The organism is Moraxella lacunata, from assembly GCF_900453205.1.
In the GTDB taxonomy this organism is placed as follows: Bacteria; Pseudomonadota; Gammaproteobacteria; order Pseudomonadales; family Moraxellaceae; genus Moraxella; species Moraxella lacunata_B.
Genome location: NZ_UGQU01000001.1, coordinates 767698 through 789275, shown reverse-complemented (window position 1 = coordinate 789275; position 21578 = coordinate 767698). Strand labels below are relative to the sequence as shown.

At 42.3% G+C, this 21578-nt stretch carries 22 protein-coding genes, 3 pseudogenes and 2 riboswitches; of the genes and pseudogenes, 9 read left to right on the top strand and 16 right to left on the bottom strand.

What is annotated here, in order from left to right:
* Positions 1–116: 116 nt before the first annotated feature.
* From DX073_RS03745 to cysT, 3 genes and pseudogenes are all read right to left on the bottom strand, one after another.
* Positions 117–830: pseudogene (locus DX073_RS03745) on the bottom strand (sulfate/molybdate ABC transporter ATP-binding protein); the annotation flags it as partial.
* 113 nt (positions 831–943) lie between these two features.
* A complete protein-coding gene (gene cysW / locus DX073_RS03740; protein WP_115005676.1) occupies positions 944–1795 on the bottom strand; it encodes a sulfate ABC transporter permease subunit CysW in 852 nt (283 codons plus the stop codon).
* A gap of 412 nt (positions 1796–2207) precedes the next feature.
* Positions 2208–3104 carry a sulfate ABC transporter permease subunit CysT gene (gene cysT, locus DX073_RS03735; protein ID WP_115005674.1) on the bottom strand — a complete coding sequence of 299 codons (897 nt, stop codon included), beginning with the start codon at positions 3102–3104 and terminating at the stop codon, positions 2208–2210.
* A gap of 193 nt (positions 3105–3297) precedes the next feature.
* Between cysT and DX073_RS15015 the strand changes: the two are divergent.
* Both DX073_RS15015 and DX073_RS03730 read left to right on the top strand, forming a co-directional pair.
* Positions 3298–3408: pseudogene (locus DX073_RS15015) on the top strand (helix-turn-helix domain-containing protein); the annotation flags it as partial.
* A 9-nt stretch (positions 3409–3417) separates the two neighbouring features.
* On the top strand, positions 3418–4233 hold the full coding sequence (locus tag DX073_RS03730) for a hypothetical protein (RefSeq protein WP_258556861.1): 816 nt from the start codon (positions 3418–3420) through the stop codon (positions 4231–4233).
* A gap of 48 nt (positions 4234–4281) precedes the next feature.
* Here DX073_RS03730 and DX073_RS03725 read toward each other — a convergent pair whose 3' ends face one another.
* Positions 4282–4938, bottom strand: a complete 657-nt coding sequence (locus DX073_RS03725; RefSeq protein WP_115005670.1) for an NAD(P)-dependent oxidoreductase — start codon at positions 4936–4938, stop codon at positions 4282–4284.
* Positions 4939–5076: 138 nt separating this feature from the next.
* On the opposite strand from DX073_RS03725, the gene DX073_RS03720 reads away from it, so the two are divergent.
* On the top strand, positions 5077–5442 hold the full coding sequence (locus DX073_RS03720; RefSeq protein ID WP_115005668.1) for a winged helix-turn-helix transcriptional regulator: 366 nt from the start codon (positions 5077–5079) through the stop codon (positions 5440–5442).
* A gap of 76 nt (positions 5443–5518) precedes the next feature.
* Here the strand turns inward: DX073_RS03720 and DX073_RS03715 are convergent, their stop codons facing one another.
* The 4 genes from DX073_RS03715 to DX073_RS03700 form a co-directional block, all read right to left on the bottom strand.
* Positions 5519–6598 (bottom strand): sulfate ABC transporter substrate-binding protein, encoded by a 1080-nt coding sequence (locus DX073_RS03715; RefSeq protein ID WP_115005666.1) that lies wholly within the window; start codon positions 6596–6598, stop codon positions 5519–5521.
* Positions 6599–6803: 205 nt separating this feature from the next.
* Positions 6804–8054, bottom strand: a complete 1251-nt coding sequence (sat, locus tag DX073_RS03710; protein ID WP_115005665.1) for a sulfate adenylyltransferase — start codon at positions 8052–8054, stop codon at positions 6804–6806.
* Between the two features lie 113 nt (positions 8055–8167).
* Positions 8168–8668: a pilin gene (locus DX073_RS03705; protein WP_115005662.1), complete on the bottom strand. Its 501-nt coding sequence runs from the start codon at positions 8666–8668 to the stop codon at positions 8168–8170.
* Between the two features lie 110 nt (positions 8669–8778).
* The gene (locus tag DX073_RS03700) at positions 8779–9036 is read right to left on the bottom strand and encodes a hypothetical protein (RefSeq protein ID WP_147279676.1); all 258 of its coding nucleotides are present in this window, start codon (positions 9034–9036) and stop codon (positions 8779–8781) included.
* 187 nt (positions 9037–9223) lie between these two features.
* Here DX073_RS03700 and DX073_RS03695 point away from each other — a divergent pair.
* Positions 9224–9361 (top strand): annotated as a pseudogene (locus DX073_RS03695) (transposase-like zinc-binding domain-containing protein); the annotation flags it as partial.
* A 153-nt stretch (positions 9362–9514) separates the two neighbouring features.
* On the opposite strand, the gene DX073_RS03690 reads toward DX073_RS03695, so the two are convergent.
* The 5 genes from DX073_RS03690 to gcvT all read right to left on the bottom strand — a co-directional run bounded on the left by DX073_RS03690 (position 9515) and on the right by gcvT (position 15635).
* Positions 9515–10216 (bottom strand): hypothetical protein, encoded by a 702-nt coding sequence (locus tag DX073_RS03690; RefSeq protein ID WP_115005655.1) that lies wholly within the window; start codon positions 10214–10216, stop codon positions 9515–9517.
* Between the two features lie 111 nt (positions 10217–10327).
* Positions 10328–13171 (bottom strand): aminomethyl-transferring glycine dehydrogenase, encoded by a 2844-nt coding sequence (gcvP, locus tag DX073_RS03685; protein ID WP_115005653.1) that lies wholly within the window; start codon positions 13169–13171, stop codon positions 10328–10330.
* Between the two features lie 138 nt (positions 13172–13309).
* A complete protein-coding gene (locus DX073_RS03680) occupies positions 13310–13903 on the bottom strand; it encodes a hypothetical protein (RefSeq protein WP_115005652.1) in 594 nt (197 codons plus the stop codon).
* A 64-nt stretch (positions 13904–13967) separates the two neighbouring features.
* Positions 13968–14348: a glycine cleavage system protein GcvH gene (gcvH, locus tag DX073_RS03675; protein WP_115005650.1), complete on the bottom strand. Its 381-nt coding sequence runs from the start codon at positions 14346–14348 to the stop codon at positions 13968–13970.
* A 186-nt stretch (positions 14349–14534) separates the two neighbouring features.
* Positions 14535–15635 carry a glycine cleavage system aminomethyltransferase GcvT gene (gcvT, locus tag DX073_RS03670; protein ID WP_115005648.1) on the bottom strand — a complete coding sequence of 367 codons (1101 nt, stop codon included), beginning with the start codon at positions 15633–15635 and terminating at the stop codon, positions 14535–14537.
* Between the two features lie 252 nt (positions 15636–15887).
* Positions 15888–15995: riboswitch (glycine riboswitch) on the bottom strand.
* A 23-nt stretch (positions 15996–16018) separates the two neighbouring features.
* A riboswitch (glycine riboswitch) is annotated at positions 16019–16164 on the bottom strand.
* A 253-nt stretch (positions 16165–16417) separates the two neighbouring features.
* Between gcvT and DX073_RS03665 the strand changes: the two genes are divergently transcribed.
* The 5 genes from DX073_RS03665 (at position 16418) to rplI (ending at position 18605) form a co-directional block, all read left to right on the top strand.
* Positions 16418–16738: a YcgL domain-containing protein gene (locus tag DX073_RS03665; RefSeq protein WP_115005646.1), complete on the top strand. Its 321-nt coding sequence runs from the start codon at positions 16418–16420 to the stop codon at positions 16736–16738.
* Positions 16739–16828: 90 nt separating this feature from the next.
* The gene (locus DX073_RS03660) at positions 16829–17335 is read left to right on the top strand and encodes a hypothetical protein (protein ID WP_115005644.1); all 507 of its coding nucleotides are present in this window, start codon (positions 16829–16831) and stop codon (positions 17333–17335) included.
* 132 nt (positions 17336–17467) lie between these two features.
* Complete coding sequence (gene rpsF / locus DX073_RS03655) at positions 17468–17869, top strand: 30S ribosomal protein S6 (RefSeq protein WP_115005643.1); 402 nt, start codon at positions 17468–17470, stop codon at positions 17867–17869.
* A 15-nt stretch (positions 17870–17884) separates the two neighbouring features.
* Positions 17885–18112: a 30S ribosomal protein S18 gene (gene rpsR / locus DX073_RS03650; protein WP_003657491.1), complete on the top strand. Its 228-nt coding sequence runs from the start codon at positions 17885–17887 to the stop codon at positions 18110–18112.
* A gap of 13 nt (positions 18113–18125) precedes the next feature.
* On the top strand, positions 18126–18605 hold the full coding sequence (gene rplI, locus DX073_RS03645; RefSeq protein ID WP_062498874.1) for a 50S ribosomal protein L9: 480 nt from the start codon (positions 18126–18128) through the stop codon (positions 18603–18605).
* Between the two features lie 73 nt (positions 18606–18678).
* Here rplI and DX073_RS15010 read toward each other — a convergent pair whose 3' ends face one another.
* The 3 genes from DX073_RS15010 to DX073_RS03630 all read right to left on the bottom strand — a co-directional run bounded on the left by DX073_RS15010 (position 18679) and on the right by DX073_RS03630 (position 21492).
* Positions 18679–18882, bottom strand: coding sequence for a DinB/UmuC family translesion DNA polymerase (locus tag DX073_RS15010; RefSeq protein WP_115006380.1), 204 nt, complete (start codon positions 18880–18882; stop codon positions 18679–18681).
* 123 nt (positions 18883–19005) lie between these two features.
* Positions 19006–19890 carry a DNA polymerase IV gene (gene dinB, locus DX073_RS03635; protein WP_115005641.1) on the bottom strand — a complete coding sequence of 295 codons (885 nt, stop codon included), beginning with the start codon at positions 19888–19890 and terminating at the stop codon, positions 19006–19008.
* Between the two features lie 168 nt (positions 19891–20058).
* Entirely contained in the window at positions 20059–21492 is a 1434-nt protein-coding gene (locus DX073_RS03630; protein ID WP_115005639.1) for an NYN domain-containing protein, read from the bottom strand.
* Positions 21493–21578: the final 86 nt, after the last annotated feature.

Genomic DNA, 21578 nt, shown 5'->3' with positions numbered 1-21578 from the left:
CTAATATTGTTTTTAAAGGTAATTTTTATATCATCATTTAACATCAAAACACACCAAATGGCGGTAGGGTGCGTAATACGCACCATTTAATCAGCTAAATAGAATGTATTTTAAAGCCCCAAAAAATCCACCACAAATTCACTATTAGGACGGGCAAATAGCTCATCAGGCTTGCCCAGTTGCTCCACCACGCCATGATTCATGATGACAATGGTGTCCGACACGGCAACCGCCTCCTCTTGGTCGTGCGTTACCATGATGGACGTGATGCCGATGTCCTTTTGGATTTGGCGTAGGGACGTGCGTAACTCTTTACGAACTTTGGCGTCCAACGCCCCAAACGGCTCATCAAGGAGCAATAATTTGGGGTTTGTGGCAATCGCCCGAGCCAATGCCACACGCTGACGCTGACCGCCTGATAGCTCATGCGGATAGCGGTCTTTGGTGTGGGGAAGTTGAATCAAATCAAGCAGTTCTGTTACTCGCTTATCAATTTCATTCCCTGTTGGACGCTCACTTTTGGGGAGTAGCTCTAAGCCAAAAGCGATATTTTGGGCGACGGTTTTATGACGAAATAGGGCATAGTTTTGAAAGACAAAGCCAATACCTCGTTTTTGGACAGGGGTGTCAGTTACATCTGTGTCATCAAAAAATATCCGCCCTGTATCTGCCGTCTCCAATCCTGCAATAATCCTAAGTAGCGTGGTTTTGCCACAGCCTGATGGCCCAAGTAGCGTGGCAAGTTCGCCAGAATTGACCGAAAAACTCACGTCATTTAAGGCGGTAAATTCGCCAAAGCGTTTATGAATGTTTTTAATGTCTATGCTCATGGTGGTATCCGTGTTAATGATGAATTGATTTTGCAAGTTAAAAATGATTTGATAAATGGTAATTGGTTTACCTAAATTTTAATTAAAAATCCAATTTAACCAAATTAAAAAACTCAACTTCGCCCAACCTTTTTACGACTCATCACATTTTGCACCGCAAGGGTAACAAGGGCAAGCAGGGCAAGCAGACTTGACAGGGCAAAAGCGGTGGTAAAGGCATATTCGTTATAGGCAATCTCAATGAGCAGGGGCATGGTGTTGGTCTCGCCCCGAATATGCCCCGACACGACCGACACCGCCCCAAACTCGCCCATTGCCTGAGCGTTGGTTAGGATAATGCCGTAGAGCAACGCCCATTTGATATTGGGTAGGGTAACGTGCCAAAACATCTGCCAGCCGTTCGCCCCAAGCGTGAGACTCGCCTCTTCTTCGCTATCGCCAATGGACTGCATGAGCGGAATAATTTCTCGGGCGATAAAGGGAAAGGTTACAAACAGCGTGGCAAGCACAATGCCTGTGGTGGCAAAGATGATTTTTATGCCTAGGCTTTCAAAAAACGAGCCGATGAGCGTATTTGCCCCAAACAGTAGCACAAACATCAAGCCTGCCACGACAGGCGACACCGCAAAGGGCAAGTCTAGCAAGGTGGTGATGATAAATTTGCCCTGAAATTTGTGCCGAGTAATCAGGTATGCCAGCGCCACGCCAATCACGGTATTGATAGGCAGGACAATGGCGGTGGTGATTAAGGTGAGCTTAATGGCGTGCAGAGCGTCAGGGTCGGTAAGGGCGGACAGATAGGCACTCACGCCGTCTTTTAGGGCTTCATAAAACACGGCAATAAGTGGTACAACGAGCATGACCGCCATAAACGACACCGCCAAAGCGATGAGCGTGTATTTGACCCATGTAGGGTCTTTGGTGGCGGGGTGGTGTTGGTAGTCGTAGGTCGATTGGGTTGCCATGTTTTTTCCGTGTTGGGTTTGGGTTTAAATGGGTTTTAAAAATTGGGCAAATATAAAATGATAATTTACTTTTTGCAATTTTCAATTATGATTAAATAAATACATATTTTAAATTGGACGTGTAGGGGCGATTTATTCGCCCTTGTGAAATAATTGCAATTTTATCATTTTTAAATCTATTTTATAATCAATTAACTTCAAAATACACCAATGACAGTAAGGTGCATATTACGCACCAATCAGATTTTTCATTTAAAAGGTGCGTGGTACGCACCTTACCATGCGACAAATGAATTTTTTTTTAAAATTTAGTATTGGTGCAAATTGGGGTTAATCGACCATATATATCAAATTTATCATTAAAAATTTGCCCTTATTTTAAAAATAAATTTATTTTTCATTTGGCTTTTGTTTAATTCGTTTTTGCCCCAAGTCGTGATGATAATTTCCATTGAGCAAAGTTAATCAAAAATAACACGACAAGTGATACAAGGAGCATAAACAACACCACGCAAGACGCTCCCGCCACGTCAAATTGCTCCAATTTTGAGACGATGATAAGCGGTAGGATTTCTGACTGCATGGGAATGTTGCCTGCGATAAAAATCACCGACCCATACTCGCCTGTGGCACGGGCAAACATCATGCCTGAACCGATGAGCATGGCAGGGGCAATCTCGGGCAGGATGACCTTGATAAAAGTCGTCAAACGGCTCGCCCCCATGACGGCAGACGCTTCTTCAAACTCTACCGACAACTCCGCCAGCACAGGTTGCACCGCTCGCACGATAAAAGGAAACGACACCACCACCAAAGCCAGCCAAATACCAATGGGCGTAAAGGCAATGCGAATCGGCTCGCCTGTGGTAGCCATACCAAGTTTGGCGAACACTTGTCCGAACAACCCTGTGGGGGCGTAGAGCGTGGCAAGTGAAATGCCTGTAACCGCAGTCGGCAGGGCAAAGGGCAAATCCACAAGGGCGTTGATGAACGACTTGCCCCAAAAGTCATACCGCACCAGCACCCAAGCGATGAGCGTGCCAAAGACTAGGTTGGTCAAGGTCGCCAAAATCGCCATGGATAGGGATAATTTAATGGCATAAAAAACCTGTGGCTCTTTTATGGTGCTGACAATCTCGCCAAACCCCATGCCAAGCGTGGTCAAAATCATCATGACAAACGGCAAAACAACCAGTAGCGACAACGCAAACACGCTCACGCCCAGACTTAGCCCAAAAAACGGCATGATGCGTCTTTGCTTGTTGCGGACGGGGGTGACTTGTGTGGTCGGTGTGGTGTTGATTGTCATGGTATCTTGTGTGTAAAAATGGTAGGCTTATTTTAAAAGATTGGCAAAATTATGATACTGACAAAAAGGAATATGAATTTTCGGTTTTGGGATTTTGCATATTGATTGGTTGTTAAAAGCTGTTGCATGAGTTAAACTTTCTTGCTATAATTTACTAAATTTAATTTTTAATTTACTAAATTAAGGTAATGGTATGTCTAGTTCATCATTGATTCAATTGGCGTTAAAAGAGCTAAATTGCTCACAAAAAGACCTAGCAAGCAAACTGTCTGTATCTCCCACACAAATTTCCAAATGGAAAAAAGGCGAATACATGGCAATGGACATGGAACAAAAAATCTCTGATTTGCTCAATATCGGCAAAATGTCCGCCAGTTTTATTTTGCAAATCGGCACAGTCAAGCAAGCACAGGCATGGTATGCCTTTTTAACAGAATGGATACCTTATCTTGCCGAAGAAGAGACAGGTTATGTTAATTTTTCATTACGAGACGAATTAGATATTGTGATTTTTGGGTTATTTGATAATTTAAATAAAATTGGGTATATTCTACCAAAAGAAATACCCACAACTTTAACAGTTGATGAAGCTGATGACGAAGAATCTGAAGAGATATTTTACAATCCCTTTGTTGAATTTTTAACAGAAATCATTACAGCTTTTAATGATGTACATGGGTTTTATTGTGCTTATGTGGCATATTTGAGTGATTGTTTTGAATTTGATTATGATATGCAAGATATTTTATGCCAATTTGAATCTGAACTTTTATCATTAGCCATGGCAAAATTGGATATTTGTGATGAAATTGCCCCAAATTTTAAGAATTTTAGATATGAGATTATTGAGTTGTATAAAGAGTGGATAAATATCATTAAATTAAAAGCATTTCAAGCAAATATACCTTTAAAGGCGGAGCTTATGGATTTTATTTCTTGTACATCGGGTGAATTGAGTTATAAGGCAGAAGCGGAAAGTTTTGGAGCTAGCGAACATAACCTACACCCTGATATTTATATGAATGAATTATTGGTTGGTATGCGTATGATTCATCAAATATTGCCTGTTATTATGGAGAAATTGGGGATTGATGATTTTTATTTAGATGAAAGCAATTTGAGAAATTAACCCAAGTAAATATAAAAAGACCGGTTTGACATCAAACCAGTCTTTTTGTTAATTCGCCACCGTAAATCGCTTATGCAGATGGGCTTTTTGCTCAATATCATCGGCAATCGCCACCGCCAAATCCGCCACGCTAATGTCGGCAGGCGTGCCGTCCGCATTAAACAGCACATCATCGCCACCGATACGGTAAGTGCCTGTTTTTTCAAAAGAAACAGGGTTGATGGCAAACATCATCGCAGGCGACAAAAACGCCCAATTCACATCGGTGCGAGTGCGAAGTTCATTTAAAAGTTCACGCACCACATTTGCCGCAGGATAGACATCAGCAGGAAAATCAGGCGTGTCCACCAGTTGCAGGTTTGGGGCGACATTTAGACTACCTGCACCGCCCACCACCAGCATATAAGGTACATCGGCACGCTTGACGGCGGATAGGATATTGGCATGACCTGTTTGTAAGTCATTGACAATATTGGGATTTTCCCAACCTGCATTAAAGGCATTGACCACCGCATCAAAGCCTGTCAATTTATCAGCAAACTCAGGACTGTTCACGTCCACCGCCACCGCTTGCACGTTGTGGGCTTGATAGACTTTATCCACATTACGAGCGAACGCAGTAACATTATGCCCACGCTCGGCAAGCTCTTTGACCACCGCAGAACCCACCAAACCTGTGGCACCAATAACAGCAAATTTTTTCATAAAAACTCCAAAAAGTTAAACATTGATTTTTAAGTTGATGTGGTGTATTATACGTCTCTAATTTAAGATTGGAAGTACTTACAAAAAAGTAAGTATAAAACTAATTTTTAACTATTTGATTTTTAAGGTAAAAATAAAATGATGACCTTTGACAAAGGGCGAGTATTGTCCAAAGACTGCCCAAGCCGAGCGATTTTAAACCACCTAACGAGCCGTTGGGGGATTTTGGTACTGGTTGTGTTACAATCAGGCACTAAACGATTTAGCGAGATACGCCGTGAGATAGAAGGTGTATCCGAGCGTATGTTGTCCGAAACCCTAAAACAGCTAGAATTAGACGGTATGCTCATTCGCAAATCCTTTGATACCGTTCCGCCCCATGTGGAATATACCTTGACCGACTGGGGTAAACAAGCAAGCGACAAAGTGGCGGATTTGGTGGAGTGGCTTGAAGTGAATTTGAATGATATTTTGGCAAGTCAAATACCGCCAAAAACAGCATGACAAAAACCAAGATAAATAAAAAAGGGGGAGTATACCCCCCTTTTTTTATAATTGATACCAATTCATGCCAAATACTTTACTGCGCCACTTGCCCTGTCGCCCCGACCGCCAATGTGTCATAAACACTGCCTTCTTTGAAGTAGGTTTCCATGATGGATTTCCAGTCGCCAAACACATCATTTGGGAAGAAGGTTTGCATGGCTGGGAATTTGTCTTGGTATTTGGCTAGGATTTCAGGGTTGCTTGGACGTAAGAAATACTTGACTGCAAGCTCTTGCCCTTCATCGCTGTATAAGTGTTCTAGGTAGGCTTTTGCCACGTCTGTCGTGCCTTTTTTGGCAGTAACTGTGTCCACCACCGCCACAGGGTTTTCGGCACTCACGGTGTAGCTTGGGTAGATGATTTGGATATTACCAAATTTTTCTTTGATGACGTTGGCTTCATTTTCAAAAGTAATCAGCACGTCGCCAATCTGACGTTGGGCGAATGTCGTGGTCGCCGCCCGTCCGCCATTTTCAAAGACTTTAACGTTACCCAGTAAGCCCTTGACAAATTCATGCGTTTTGGCTTCGTCCTTATTAAAGGTGTGTAGCCCGTAGCCGTACGCCCCCAAAAATGCATAGCGACCGTTGCCCGATGTTTTTGGGTTGGCGATGATAATCTCTTTGCCGTCTGTTGCCAAATCCGCCCAGTCTTTTATACCTTTAGGGTTGCCGTCTCGCACGATAAAGACAATCGTGCTGGTAAAAGGAATGGCGTTATTAGGCAGATTTTGTCGCCATTTGCTGTCCACAAGCTGACCCTCGGCAAGTAGTTCCACGTCCGAGCCTTGGTTCATTGTAACCACGTCCGCTTCTAGTCCATTTTTGACCGATAGGGCTTGCTTGCTTGACCCGCCATGCGACTGCTTGATATTGACCTTAATATCAGGATTAACGCCTTGATAATGCTTGATAAAAATGGGATTATAATCCTTATAAAAATCCCGTGCCACGTCATAGGACACGTTTAACAGCTCCACTTGACCGCTTGCGTTGTTTGTTGTGGCTTTGTTGTCGGTTTGGGTGTTGGCATTATTGCTGGTTTGGTTGTTGCCACAAGCGGTTAAGACAAGAGCAGATAAGGTAAGGCTTAGGGGTAATAGGGCAGTTTTCATGAGATAGTCCAATGTTAGTCCAAGTTAAAAAGATGAGTTATTGTAAAATACAATGCTTAAAATGATTAGGGTAAAAATGGGAAATCGTTATTCAGTTTGGGAATTTATGGCGGGGAAAATGGGGGTTAAATTTTGGAAAATTGTCAATGTTAATTTTAGCAAAAAAGGGGCAAATAAATTGCCCCCTGCAGTTTAAAAATAAAAATCACACCCCTTGATAATACCGTTTTAACACCGCCAGTACCTCAGGTCGGCTAAATGTTTCAGGCACGTCATCGCCATTTGATAGGGCGGTTCTTAATGCCGTGCCTGAGATTTTGACGTGCTGAGACGAGTCGTGCGGACAGGTTTTGGTGCTTGCCATACCGCCACAGCCATGACAATAAAACGTCCAGTCAATTTTTAAGGGTTTGGTAATAAGTGCGTCTTTGTCAATGGTGTCAAAAATCTTTTGAGCATCAAACGCCCCATAATAATCGCCCACGCCTGCATGGTCTCGCCCTATGATGAGATGACTGCACCCATAATTTTGGCGAAATAGGGCATGAAGCAGGGCTTCTTTGGGGCCGGCATATCGCATATCTAGGGGGTAGCCTGCCTGAATGACGGTGTCTTTTTTAAAATAGTTGTCAATCAGTACGCCAATGGCTTCTTGGCGGACATCGGCAGGAATGTCGCCTGCTTTTAGCTTGCCTAAGAGCGAATGCACGAGTACGCCGTCGCAGATTTCTATGGCGATTTTGGCAAGGTATTCATGCGAGCGGTGCATGGGGTTGCGAGTTTGAAAGGCAGAGACGGTTTTCCAGCCTTTTTGCTTAAACATTGCCCGAGTCTGGGCAGGGGTTTTGTAAATCTCAGGATACTCGGTGGGAAATTCGCCTTGGCTAAATACCGCCACTTTGCCCCCTAAATACACATCGCCACTACCCAGCACCTGTGCCACGCCCACATGGTCTGGGTCGGTTGTGCCAAAGGTGGACTGGCATTCGGCAGTTTTGTTGGGGGTGTAAATGTCGCTGATGGTAAGCACGCCCATGAGTGCATTCGTGTCGTCCACAAGAGCCACGCTGTCGCCTACGCTTAGGGTGTTTGCGGTGGCGGTGTCGGTTGATAAGGTAATGGGAATGGGGAAAAATACGCCCCGATAAGTGCCGTCCACTCCGCCTTGGGCGAGCGTCATGCTCGCTATCACGCCTTCATAATCGGCTTGCCCCATAAAGCCGTCAAGGGGTGTAAATCCGCCAATACCCAGCATGATAAGGTCGCCACGCTCACGGCTAGATAGCGTGATTTTGGGTAAATTTTCGGCAGTTTGTAGGGCATTGGCAAGCTCATCGCCTGTCAATACAAGGGGTTTTAGGGTGGGACTGCCGTGCGGTGGCACAAGGTCGGTATAAATGTCGTCCGTGCTAAACGCTTGCTCGTTTTGGGCAGATAGGGTGGATAGGTCGGTCATGGCTAAGTTCCTGTTGGCTACGTTGATAAAAGTAGCCATATCTTATAGAATTTTGCCACAATTTAACTATGCCAAATGATGATAAAGATAGGCGGATTTTTCATGTGGCAAGTTTAGGGCGTGCCTGTATAAGAACATGTTGGCAAATGTCGCTCAATGTCTTTAATATCAGGTGTGGTGCATTGCCAATCAATGTAGCTGTCTTGATGAATGGTGGGCGTATAAATCAGCGTGCCTTTACTGATGGCATTGTCAATTTTAATGGTAACGACTGAGTGATTATCCAATGTAACCGACTTGATTTTACTGCTGGGTGTCCAGTTGGATGGCAAATTAAGCTCGGCAAGCGATGTGGGTAGTTGCCCCCTGTCTATTAGATGAACTTGCATTTCCATTTTTAAATGGCTGATGGCGGACTGGGCAAGCTGTATGCTCTCATTATCAAAGGCGATTTGTTTAAGCTGTGCCATTTTTTCATCATTTTTAATACTCAGCTCTTGTTCGATGTGGTTAATGGCTCGTTTTTCGGCTTGACCGCTAAACATATAAAATAATAAACCAATTAAAATCATTAAAAGCACAATGATAATGGCAAGCAATGTATTGGTTTTCATGTTTTTCCTTGTTTTTTGGGGTTTAAAAAATCCACCCAAAAGAGTGGATTGATAATAATCGGATTTGCAATATTCTGATGACCAGCACCTTAGTAGGCAGCAGCAGGTGCTTATGAAGTTAGAATAGCTACATAAGCGATAATCAAGATGGTATAAGCACCCATTGCCATGAAGTATTTTTTCATGGTGCCAATGTCGCTATCGTCCATCTCATCACGTTTGGTAAAGAAATAGATGATTTGTGGAATGGGCGAGAAAAAGATGCCCAACGCCAAAAATAGCGTATTATCTTTCATGATGATAAGGGATTTTACCCAGAACCAAAGAACTGCAATGGCAACAATTATCAGTAAGATTAACAAAATCATGGCCATAATAATCTCCTAAGATATACAAACTTTCTCATAATAGCAAAAATTTTATAACAAATCAATACAATTGAAAAATATTGTCAATACTTTATAGGAAGTCTTTAATTTTTTGACACTCGTCCAAAAAGTATGCTGTAACAAAAACTAAAAAGACAACTTGAACAAAAGTTGGTAATTTACGGTTATGAAGACACAAATTACCATTACTTGCCCAAGTTGCCTATCGGTTAGTATAAAGAAAAATGGCATAAAAAGCTATGGCAAGCAGAACTATTTTTGTAAACACTGCCACAGACAGTTTGTTCATCATTATATCAACTATGGGTGGGTGTAGCATACTTTTTGGGCCAGAGCCAAATAATAAACCAATTAAAATGGTTAATAACACAATGATAATGGCAAGTAGCGTGTTGGTTTTCATTAATACCTCTTAATTAAAAAACCTTAAAAATTATAAACTCAATTACCCCAAAACTCAATACAAAGCCGTCAAACTTTTGATTTTATCAATAAATTCAATTTTATCATTGTGATAGACAAGTTTATGGTTTTCTAATTCGGGCGGTAAGCCAATTTCAATCATTCTTTTTTGAATAATTTCTTCCATATTTTCATTGATTGTATTAAAAATCTCTTTTTCCCAATCGTCAATATCTATTGAAAACTTATCCAAATGCATATTGGCTTTCATTTTTTCAATATGGGAAAAATAATACTCACCACAGCCAAGATAACTGCTGACGGTTAAAATATCAAAGTAGGTATGTGATACTAGATTTTTTCTATATGGTTGCTTTTCATTATTGAATGTGTGAATAATATGAGCCATATAATCATCAAAGGTAAATCGTTCATTGATGTGTGTTAATACGAGTGTATTATCTGATAAATATTGATTGGCGGTGGTAATATCAGCACAATATTTGTAATCATTGGGTACATTGCTAACTTTAATAGAATATGTGCAATGTGCAAAAGTTAAACAATCAAAATTAGTAAAAAGATTATGAATAAAAAAAGTGGGACAATATTCTGTTTTATCCCTTGTTTTATCTATGCAAATACCTACAATCAAACAATCATATCGCTTTATCAAAAATTGTCCCCATTGTGTCAAAGTAGGATAATATTCTAGCCAAAGTTTGGCGGTTTGATTGATTTCTTTTTTGGTTGCCATTAAAAATTATCCTTATTTATTAACGCACTTATATTTAAAAAACACCGCCAATCTCAAAGACTGACGGTATTTTATTGCAAACTTATTTTAAACTACAAACAACCCAAAAGATTATTCATAATTATCAATACTAGGACAAGAACAAATCAAATTCTTATCGCCGTAGACATCGTCCACTCGTCCTACCGAAGGCCAGAACTTATGAGCCTTGACATAGGGTAGGGGGAACGCCCCCACTTCACGGTTATACGGTCTGTCCCACTCGCCCACGATGACGGCTTGGGTGTGTGGAGCATTAACCAGTGGGTTATTGTCCGCTGTCCAACCGTCCGCCCCTGCTTGCACCTTTAACGCTTCTTGCTTGATTTGTTTTAGGGCAGAGATAAAGCGGTCCAGCTCGTCTTTGCTCTCGCTTTCTGTTGGCTCAATCATCAGCGTACCAGCGACAGGGAAACTCATTGTCGGAGCGTGGAAACCATAGTCCATCAAGCGTTTGGCAATGTCGGTCTCGGTAATGCCCGTCTCGGCTTTTAGTGGGCGAATGTCAATGATACACTCGTGAGCCACCCGTCCGTTTTTGCCTGTATAAAGCACAGGATAGTCGTCTTTTAGCATTGTGGCGACATAGTTGGCGTTCAATAATGCTCGTTTGGTTGCCGACAACAAGCCATCACGCCCCATCATCGTGATGTACATCCACGAAATTGGCAAAATGCTTGCCGAGCCATACGGAGCAGCAGACACCGCCGTTTGACCGTCTTGGGCGTTAAACACAGGATTGACGCTATGGCTTGGGATAAACGGAGCAAGGTGCGATTTTAGACCAATTGGGCCCATACCCGGCCCGCCACCGCCGTGTGGAATACAGAAAGTCTTGTGCAGGTTCATATGCAGAACATCGGCACCGACTTCGGCAGGTTGCATAATGGCGACTTGGGCGTTCATATTCGCACCATCCATATACACTTGTCCACCGTGTTTGTGGATAAGCTCGCAAATGTCACGGATACCTTCTTCAAACACCCCGTGCGTAGAAGGATAAGTAATCATCAATGCCCCAAGATTGGCAGAATGCTCTTCACATTTGGCGGTCAAATCATTAAAGTCCACATTACCATTGTCATCGGTTGCCACAACCACCACTTGCATTCCCATCATTTGAGCGGTGGCAGGGTTGGTGCCGTGTGCTGAACGAGGGATTAGGCAGACCGTGCGGTCATTATCATTTCGGCTTTCGTGATAACGGCGAATGGCAAGAAGTCCTGCGTATTCACCGCTTGCCCCAGAGTTTGGTTGCATAGAGATTTCATCAAAGCCTGTGATTGCCTTTAACTGCTCTTGTAGGCTCTCAATCATCTGGATATAGCCTTTAGTGTCTTCACTTGGGGCGAAGGGGTGTACATTTGCAAACTCATTCCAAGTAATGGGGAGCATCTCACTGGTGGCGTTGAGCTTCATTGTGCAAGAACCGAGCGAAATCATTGAGCGGTTCATCGCCAAATCTTTGTCTTCTAGCGATTTTAGATAACGGAGCATTTGATGTTCGGTGTGGTAGCTGTTAAAGGTTGGGTGCGTCAAAATGTCGTCCGTACGGTTTAGCTCGCCCAAGACATTTTCCACTTTGTCAAGGTTGCCACTGACACCAAAAATTTCGCACAGCTCATTAAATTCTTTCTCATCGGTTAATTCGTGGAAGGATACGCCCACCAAATCGCCTTTGTGGAACAGATTATAACCTTTTGATTTTGCAAGTTTGACAAGTTCGCTTGCCTTGTCGGTTTTGACGGTTACGGTGTCAAAAAACACATCGGAAGCCGTAGTAAATTCGCCTTTAACGGCATTATAAAAAGCCACCGCCAAAGCGTGAATACGGCTGGCAATGCGTTTTAAGCCTGTCGCCCCGTGATAGACGGCATACATACCTGCTAGGTTGGCAAGTAGGACTTGGCTTGTGCAAATGTTGGAATTGGCTTTTTCACGGCGAATGTGCTGTTCACGGGTTTGCAATGCCATTCTAAGAGCCGTGCCACCTTGTGCGTCTTTGGATACGCCAATGATGCGTCCGGGGGCACTTCGTTTGTCTTTGTCTTTAAAGGCAAAATAAGCCGCGTGCGGACCCCCAAAGCCCATTGGAATGCCGAATCTTTGCGTGCTACCTAAGGCAATGTCCGCTCCCATTTCGGCAGGGGATTTTAATAGCACAAGGCTCATAATGTCGCTTGCGACAATGGCGTAAGTGTTTTTGGCTTTGACCGCACCAATGACATCGGTCAAATCCACGACATCACCGTCTTTGCCGACATATTGAAAATACGCCCCAAAAAACTCGCCATTTTTGGCGGTCTCAAAATCGCCCACCACCACCTCAAAGCCAAAATATTTGGCACGAGTGTTGATGACATCTAGGGTCTGCGGATAAGTACGGCTATCCACAAAAAAGGCGTTGGATTTGGATTTGCTACATCTTTGTGCCATTGCCATTGCCTCAGCCGCCGCCGTGCCTTCATCAAGTAGGCTTGCCCCTGCTAAGTCCATTCCTGTTAAGTCAATGCACACTTGTTGGAAGTTTAACAAAGCTTCCAAACGCCCTTGGGCAATCTCGGCTTGATAAGGCGTGTAGGCGGTGTACCAGCCGGGATTTTCTAGGACATTTCTTTGGATAACGGCAGGCAGACGAGCAGGCGAGTAGCCTTGACCGATATAGCTTTTGGCAACGGTGATTTTGTCCGCCATTGATTTGAGTTTGGCTAGGGCGTTATGCTCGCTCATTGCAAGGGGCAAATCAAGAGCTTTATTTAGACGCACCGACTGTGGCACGACAGAGTCCACAAACTCATCAAGGCTATTTGCCCCAACGGTTTTTAACATTTTGTCTTGGGCGGATTTGTCATTGCCCAAATGACGGTGTACGAAAGCATTTTCGTAAAATAGGTCGGAGAAGGTATTAAAACTCATATTTTATCCTTAATAGGTTGAGATTAAAAAAATTTAATTAAAAATAGTACAGTTAAAATACGATTTTGAATTAAATTTATTTTTGGGGTGTAGGGGCGAATTGTAATTCACCCTGTTAAAAATCAATCATTTTTAATTTTAAAAATTATCTTCAAATTCTTCTCTTTTTTCCAAAAACCATTCATCATTTGGATAAAGTTCTATGGCTTTATCTAGGATTTCTTTGTATTCTTGATGTAGAATAGTAAATGTGTGTTTGGCATTTTCGTACTTTTCTTTTTCTGTCGTCATCATCAAAGCGTTGGAAAATGCTGAATAACCGTGAACCAAATAATTTAACACAATAATTTTTTGAGCTAAAACTGCGGGAGTGTCAGGGTTATGTTTTAAAAGTTCGGTTAAAATACCATTCGCAACAAATAAACGACCATTATATCTAATGTCTAATTGTTGATTGTCTGGCAATTCGGACAACGTTTCGGCACATTGATACCAAAATATTCCCTTGTTATCTGTTTTTGCTGATTGAATGTATTCTTGGTAATCAATTTCTTGGTTGTCTGCTTTGACTAATTGGGATAATTTTTCCAAAAATTCATTTTCATCTTGGCTTAATTCATTCATTCTTTGATAACTCGTGGTATTGTTGGATTGATGATTGCTGGCTTGAACGGGTAATGCACCAAACAAACCAATCAACAAAAATATGGGTAAAATTTTTAATATTTTCATAGAATTTGTATCAAATAACCAAAACAAGCGTAAATTATTAAAACTTACGCTTGTTTTTATCAGATTACAGACTTTCTTCGTATTCGTCTGCACTCATTAGGCTGTCATAGTCAGCAGGATTAGCGGGCTTGACTTTAAAGAACCACGCTTTGCCATAAGGGTCTTCATTGGCAAGCTCTGGACTATCCACCAGCTCTTCGTTGATTTCAACGATTTCGCCTGCGATTGGGGCATAGACATCGCTTGCGGCTTTGACAGACTCAACCACGGCGATTTCTTGGTCGGCTTCTACAACAGCACCCACTTCTGGCAATTCCACAAATACCACATCGCCAAGCAAATCTTGGGCGTGGTCGGTAATGCCAACGGTGATGATACCGTCATCTTCTAGCTTTAGCCATTCGTGGCTAGCAACGTATTTTAAATCGCTTGGGATATTACTCATGGGTCTCTCCTAGTGAGTGGGTTAAAATTACTTTTCGCATTGTTTGGTGGTCTCATTATAAGAACCGCCATAGTCCAAACAGTGGTCTTTGGCATCACAGCCACTTAGGGCAAATACACATACGATGACAAATGATAAATAACGCATTTTTTCTCTCACGTAATAAGGTGTATCTACACCCTTTTGTTACTCAAACTGCTTTTTACCATTTCTCACAAATGGCAATTTTAGCACTCGTACTTCCACTTCTTTGCCACGCATAATCACTTTGGCTCGCTCGCCTGTAAAGTCCGCTGGTACACGAGCAATCGCGATGGATTGATTAAGGCTTGGGGAGAATACGCCACTGGTGGTAATGCCGTTACCATTTTCGGTAACGACTTCCATTCCTGCACGCATTACGCCTTTTTCTTCCAGTAAAAGACCGACTTGTTTGGCTTTGACTCCTGCGGATTTTAATGCCACCAGAGCTGATTTACCGATAAAATCACGGTTTTCGTCTTTTAAATCCACTGTCCAGCCCATACCTGCTTCTAGTGGACTGACATCGTCCGTCATATCGTTGCCGTAGAGGTTCATACCCGCTTCCATTCTTAGGGTGTCTCTTGCCCCAAGTCCGCAAGGCTTTACACCTGCTTTTGCCAAATCATTGAAAAATTCTACCGCTTCGCCTGCTGGCATTACCACTTCTACGCCATCTTCGCCTGTGTAGCCTGTACGAGCGACAAACCAATCATCGCCTAAATCCGCCCCAACAAAGGGTTTTAGGGCATTGACCTTATCCGCCCAGTCAGGTTTGACGGTCAGTATTTTTTCAATGGCTTTTGGACCTTGCACGGCAAGCATTGCAAGCTCATAACGGGGGGTTAAGGTTACGCCAAATTCTGCTCCGACTTTGGCAAAATGAGCCGTGTCTTTTTCACGGGTTGCTCCGTTTGATACGATACGATAAGCGGTTTCAGCTTCGTTCATACGATAGACGATAAGGTCATCAATCACACCGCCGTTGTCGTTTAGCATACCAGAATACAAGGCTTTGCCGACAAAACCAAGTTTGGCAACATCGTTGGCGAGCAGTTTTTGTAAAAAGGCTTTTGCATTATCGCCCACCACATCGGTAACGAGCATATGTGAGACATCAAACATACCTGCGTCCGTGCGGACGGCTTCGTGTTCGGCGATTTGTGAGCCATAATTGACGGGGAGCTGCCAGCCACCAAAATCCACAAGTTTGCCACCTGTGGCGGTGTGGGCATCAAATAGGGGGGTGCGTTGTAGGTCAGACATGGATTTTCCTTAAAAGTGCATAAAAATAAATCATACACAAAATCAAGCAACTGGCTTAATTTTGTTTGATGAAAAATGGTTTACCAACTCATTGGCAATTTTGGTATTGTTCAATAAAGATATATTTTAAAATTGAACGTGTAGGGGCGAATTATATTCGCCCAAAAATCAATACGTTATCACAGGGCAAATGTGATTTGCCCCTACAAATCCACCCAAAGGTATAGTTAATTAACAATACCGCAATTTTTAAGCACCCTATCTGTCCTGTTACCTGAGATTTTCAATGGCTAAGATATTGACATTTAACCATTTTCTTCCCTTCGGTAGGCATGACCTGCCTTCTCCAGATTTTGTGATAACTCTACAACCTTTTGAATTATCTAAATTTTTCAGTCCTTTTACCTGAGCGATTGTAGGGGTAATTTACGCCTTCGGTGTTTTCTCGCTTGCTATTTTGAATGTTTAATAGCGTGATTTGGCTATCCAAAACCAACCTTGCAAAAAAAATCTCTCCTGAAAATTTACGTCCCTTATTATGAAAAAAAATGCTACAATTTACAAGCAAAATTTGCAAATTTTATAAAATAATTTGTAAAATTGAGTTTTTTCAATAGACTTCTTGCGAAACCCTAAATTAAAGAAAACCGTTCGTGGTGAGCTAAGTCGAACCATAACGGTTTTCCGCCACCCGCAGGCATAGCTCAGGGATAACGGAAAACCTAGTATCGCAAGAAGTCTAATTGAGTTTTTCAATTAACTAGTAATGTTAAGGCACAAAAATGCACTGCGATGTTTATAAATTCCCCAAAAGTCCTGATTGGTATGTCTATATTGCCCGCCCGAATTATCCTGACGACACCGATGAGATTCGTGATTGGTTAGGTGTGCTACCGTCCGATGTGCGAGCCAAATTGGGACTTAGCCAATTTGTCATGCACTTGGATTTGGCAGAACGCACCAAACTTGCCCAAGCGGACATTGAGACCGTCAAAGCCCGCCTTGCCGAGCAGGGCTATTATGTACAAGCTCCGCCAGCAGACGTGCTAGCACAGCAAGCCCTAGCCCGTGCCAAAGCCTTGCAAGATAAAAAATATGACTGATGACGATAATGACGGCATTTGAGTGAAAATTTGTGAAGTTTGGCAAAAAATATGCTAAAATAGGGCGATTATTTTTGTGATTGATAAATTATGGATTGGCTAAAAAATCTTGTCAAAAGTCTGCCACTGGATACCATTAGCGAGTACATTGCCGAGCTTGTGATTTGGTGGTCACATCTCGTCAAGGACGTGCCAGATAATGATTTGCCGTTTTTGGCGTATGTCGGTGCGTCTATTTTAGTACTACTTTTGCTTATCTTTGTGGTGCGTATTATTCCACGCCCCATTGGTGGTATGTTGTGGGCATTGGCGGTGGCGGTGCTTTTGACGCCTGGGGATACGCTAACAGGTTCGGGGCAAATTGCCCCTGCAATTGCAGGCGTGGCTCATAGTGTCCTGATGGGCAATACAGCAGGGGCAATCAGTGCCTTTTTGCCAATTTTGGTGGTGTTTGTTGTTCTGCTCTTTGTGGGGGCGATTTGGCAGATTTTGCGTGGTGTGATAGAAGTGAACATCGCCAAAGCCAAAGAAAAAGCACGCATTCAAGAACAAAAGCGACTGCTTGAAGAAGCCGAGAAAAACGCCCAAAAATCTTAAATTTCCCTTTTATTTATAAAAAAGTTCGTGTATAATAGCGGACTTTGTTAAATGATTGGTTTATACCAATCAATTTTCAATCTCCTTGCTGTTATCTGTGATAATGGCTGTTTTAATCCGTAGGGAGTCCTTATGAGACATTATGAAGTGGTGCTACTGGTACACCCAGACCAAAGCAACCAAGTTGCCGACATGGTAACTAAATACCGTTCTATCGTCGAAGAAAATGGCGGTAACAACCACCGTCTAGAAGACTGGGGTCGTCGTCAATTGGCATACCCAATCAACAAAATTCACAAAGCTCATTATGTTCTTTTAAACATCGAATGTAACGATGAGACTTTGGCTCAACTAGAAGAATTGTTCCGTTACAATGACGCTATTTTGCGTAGCCTAGTTATTCGCCGTGATGAAGCGATTACCGAGCAATCGCCTTTGGTAAAAGAAGCCGAAGACAAGCGTACTCGCAAAGCCAACCGCCGTAATGATGTCCGCACTCAGGAGACTGAGAGCGAAGACAATGCAAGCGAATAATTAAGGAGATAACTCATGGCACGTTTCTATCGTCGTCGTAAATTCTGCCGTTTCACCGCAGAAGGCATTACCCACATCGATTATAAAGATGTAGAACTTCTAAAACAATACATCAGCGAAAATGGTAAAATCACCCCAAGCCGTATCACTGGTACTTCTACTAAGTATCAACGTCAGCTTGCTGTTGCCATCAAACAAGCTCGTTATTTGGCTCTATTGCCATATACCGACAACCACAAGTAATTAGGAGACCATCATGCAAGTTATTCTATTACAGCGTGTCGTTAATCTTGGTAAACTTGGCGAGACTGTTGATGTAAAAGCAGGTTACGGTCGTAACTTCTTAATCCCACAAGGCAAAGCACTACCTGCCAACGAAGCAAACATTGCTAAGTTTGAAGCACGCCGTGCCGAGCTAGAAGCACAAGAAGCCAAAGAACTACAAGAAGCCCAAAAACGTGCTGATGCTCTATCAGACGTGAATGTCATCATGCGTGCCAAAGCAGGCGATGAAGGCAAACTATTTGGTTCTATCGGTACTCGTGACATCGCTGACGCACTGACCGCTTCTGGCTTGCCAGTTGACCGTGCAGAAGTGAAGTTGCCAGAAGGTACACTACGTCAAGTGGGCGAATACAAAGTTACCATTCAGCTACACCATGACATCACTGCTGACATTTTGGTGACCATTTTGTCAGAAGACGGTGAAAACAAAACTGATGAAGATGATGAGTAATTAATCATTAATCATCATTTAGAAGATAACCCCCGAACTGCCTAGTTTGGGGGTTTTATTTTGACTTAATGAATTATCCGTCAAACAAATCAAGCTGTTCTACCATGTTATCAAGATGAGTTAGATTTGAGAACGTAACTCCGACCAAGCGAATGGGAAGCTCTCTGGGGATGTGGTGAAATAAGTCAATCAGATAAGGCTTGACGCTGTCGCTGTGCTTAAAAGGGGACTTGACAGAGACCGAGCGTGTAATTTGGCTAAAATCGCTGTATTTGATTTTTAGGTATTGTTAATTGAGTATACTTTTCTAGAAAGCCGTTCGTGGTGAGCTTGTCGAACCATAACGGTTTTCCTAGACTTCGACAAGCTCAGTCCGAACGGAAAACCTTAAAATCTATCTTTATTTAACAATACCGATTTTTAAGGTAACAGTATGGGCGGTCAATTCTCGCTTACCAAGGTCGGCAAAGGCACTCTCATTTTCTCCGAAAATCTGAGCTAGGATAAAATCATCATCATTAGAGTTATGCAAAAAGGTAATCTCTGTGCCGATGGATTTACGCACACGTTCGGGTTTGACCGCTCGCTCGTCCTTGCCGTGGGCGATGTCGTGATAAAACTGCCCTCGCTCGCTGCCAAACAGTTGAACCAGCTCATCAAGGGGGAGTTTACGAAGCTCGCCCCCTGTACTGACTCCCATCTCATGTAGGCGTTTAGCACTTGCTTTACCGATACCAAAAAACCGCTCAATGGGCAACTCTGACAAAAATTCATCCGCCATGTCAGGCGTGATGACGGCAATGCCATTGGGTTTGTTGATGTCGCTTGCGATTTTGGCAAGCATTTTGTTAAAAGACACCCCTGCCGAGGCTGTCAGCCCCGTTTCATCAAAAATCGCTTGGCGGAGCCAGTTTGCCATGAGTGTGGCTGACCCACCACAATGGGGCTGACCTGTAACGTCCAGATAGGCTTCATCGAGCGATAATGGCTCGACAAGGTCGGTTAGCCGTCCCATGATGTCTCGAATCTGAGTGCTGATATCACGATAGACATCAAAACGGGGACGGACAAAAATGGCGTGGGGACAGCGTTTTTTGGCTTCATAACAGCTCATCGCCGAATGTACGCCAAAGGAGCGAATCTCATAACTTGCCGCCGCGACCACACCACGTCCATTGGGGTCACCGCCCACCACAAGGGGCTTGCCACGATAGGTGGGGTTGTCCCTTTGCTCAACGCTGGCAAAAAAAGCGTCCATGTCTAGGTGGATGATTTTTCTGATCATGTCATGACGTCAATCGGTATTTGGTGAGAGCAGACAAATCAAAAAACCATGTTCTTGTTTTATTAAATCTAGTTCGTGCAATTCACGACGGACAAAAATGACAAAGCAGTCATGATTTTGATGAGTTTCATCGATGAGTTCATCAGGTAGATTTTTGCTTAATAGTTGCTAAAAATTAAGTGTATTAAGTTGGGCATATTTTAATAATAATTCTTTGATTTTGTTGTTAATTTTGTCTTTATTTTTAAGTAATAGCTGATATAGCCTGGTATCGATTAAGTGGTCATTATCGGACGATTTGGGATTGTTGTGTGTTATGGATTTTATTTGTGATTTATCACTTAAAGAAAAGTAATCGCCGTGATTGATTTTTTTATATATCACGCCATCAGCATTTAGCAAGAATTGTCCAAAAGTTTTAACACCAAAATCTTTTGGGTTATAGCCTTTATTTTTTAATTGACTGCCCAAATAACCAATATGTACCCACTCATCAGCTCTAAGGTTGTTTTCATTGATGATGACTAGTATATCATTGAGTAATTGTTGGTTATTTATTTTGTCAGAATTGCTGGTCTTGACTTTTGATTTCTTTGAACCGCTTGGCTTTTCACGGATAATTAGCGTGGTTTTATTGGCTTGTTTGGTTTCAAATAAACTTATTTTTTTAATCAGCGTACTCCATTTTTTAAAACCATAAGTGCTTGGCTTTAATTTTGGATAGTGATTGTTTAAATGTTGAATGACCGTGCCAAAATTTGACCAACCATTTTCTTGGTTTTTGGTAATACCGTCTTTAATGGCATTGATTAGAGTCAAATCTTTACCGAGTTTTTCACCAGACCATTGTGTATTGGTTGAGCTTGTAGAGTTTGTGGTGGATTTAATTCGGATATAAATGGTAGAATTTTCTTTTTTGACATCAAAGATATCTATGACGTCAATCAGCTCATAAAGTTTGCCATAACCATAACCATCAGAGTTAATGGTTGGATAATTTTTTTGAAAATAAGATGCAAATACAGCATAATTTACCCAGCCGTTATTATCCGTTTTGTTATTTATAATGCTATCTTTTAAGGCATTTAATAGCTTGGTATCACATTTTAATTGATTGGCAGGAATTTTTGTTGTCGGTGTGGCAGTATTTGAATTTTTTGGCAAGATATGAATGGGTGATGTATTTGGAATTTCAAAAAATTCTGAACATACTTGGCGAAATTCTTTAATGGTTTTGTTTTCTCCAAAACCAAATACCTGAATATTGTTTTGCCTTAGACGTAATGCCAAACCAATAAAATCACTGTCCGATGAGACGATACAAAAGCCATCATGTCTGCCTGTGTGCCATAAATCAATCGCATCAATGGCAAGAGCAAGGTCACTAGAATTTTTGCCTGCGCTATAACTGGTTTGATGTTTTTTCTCAATGGCGTATTTTAAAATGGCACTTTCCCAAGATGACAGATTTGGCTTGGTAAAATCACCGTAAATTCGTTTGACGGTAATTGTGCCAAGCGTACTGATTTTATCAAAAACCCAATCAATCTTTTGATGACTGACATTATCCGCATCAATAAGAATGGCGATATTTTTTAACATGTTTATTCTGCCTTTGTCATTAGGGCGTGTTGAATATTGGTATTTGCAATGAAAAAATGAGAAAAATCGCACGTTTTTGACGATAA

Coding starts and splice junctions, on each gene's coding strand:
- cysW (WP_115005676.1), bottom strand. CDS start 1,795: ATGGCAACCCAATCGACCTACGACTACCAACACCACCCCGCCACCAAA.
- cysT (WP_115005674.1), bottom strand. CDS start 3,104: ATGACAATCAACACCACACCGACCACACAAGTCACCCCCGTCCGCAAC.
- DX073_RS03730 (WP_258556861.1), top strand. CDS start 3,418: ATGGCAATGGACATGGAACAAAAAATCTCTGATTTGCTCAATATCGGC.
- DX073_RS03725 (WP_115005670.1), bottom strand. CDS start 4,938: ATGAAAAAATTTGCTGTTATTGGTGCCACAGGTTTGGTGGGTTCTGCG.
- DX073_RS03720 (WP_115005668.1), top strand. CDS start 5,077: ATGATGACCTTTGACAAAGGGCGAGTATTGTCCAAAGACTGCCCAAGC.
- DX073_RS03715 (WP_115005666.1), bottom strand. CDS start 6,598: ATGAAAACTGCCCTATTACCCCTAAGCCTTACCTTATCTGCTCTTGTC.
- sat (WP_115005665.1), bottom strand. CDS start 8,054: ATGACCGACCTATCCACCCTATCTGCCCAAAACGAGCAAGCGTTTAGC.
- DX073_RS03705 (WP_115005662.1), bottom strand. CDS start 8,668: ATGAAAACCAATACATTGCTTGCCATTATCATTGTGCTTTTAATGATT.
- DX073_RS03700 (WP_147279676.1), bottom strand. CDS start 9,036: ATGATTTTGTTAATCTTACTGATAATTGTTGCCATTGCAGTTCTTTGG.
- DX073_RS03690 (WP_115005655.1), bottom strand. CDS start 10,216: ATGGCAACCAAAAAAGAAATCAATCAAACCGCCAAACTTTGGCTAGAA.
- gcvP (WP_115005653.1), bottom strand. CDS start 13,171: ATGAGTTTTAATACCTTCTCCGACCTATTTTACGAAAATGCTTTCGTA.
- DX073_RS03680 (WP_115005652.1), bottom strand. CDS start 13,903: ATGAAAATATTAAAAATTTTACCCATATTTTTGTTGATTGGTTTGTTT.
- gcvH (WP_115005650.1), bottom strand. CDS start 14,348: ATGAGTAATATCCCAAGCGATTTAAAATACGTTGCTAGCCACGAATGG.
- gcvT (WP_115005648.1), bottom strand. CDS start 15,635: ATGTCTGACCTACAACGCACCCCCCTATTTGATGCCCACACCGCCACA.
- DX073_RS03665 (WP_115005646.1), top strand. CDS start 16,418: ATGCACTGCGATGTTTATAAATTCCCCAAAAGTCCTGATTGGTATGTC.
- DX073_RS03660 (WP_115005644.1), top strand. CDS start 16,829: ATGGATTGGCTAAAAAATCTTGTCAAAAGTCTGCCACTGGATACCATT.
- rpsF (WP_115005643.1), top strand. CDS start 17,468: ATGAGACATTATGAAGTGGTGCTACTGGTACACCCAGACCAAAGCAAC.
- rpsR (WP_003657491.1), top strand. CDS start 17,885: ATGGCACGTTTCTATCGTCGTCGTAAATTCTGCCGTTTCACCGCAGAA.
- rplI (WP_062498874.1), top strand. CDS start 18,126: ATGCAAGTTATTCTATTACAGCGTGTCGTTAATCTTGGTAAACTTGGC.
- dinB (WP_115005641.1), bottom strand. CDS start 19,890: ATGATCAGAAAAATCATCCACCTAGACATGGACGCTTTTTTTGCCAGC.
- DX073_RS03630 (WP_115005639.1), bottom strand. CDS start 21,492: ATGTTAAAAAATATCGCCATTCTTATTGATGCGGATAATGTCAGTCAT.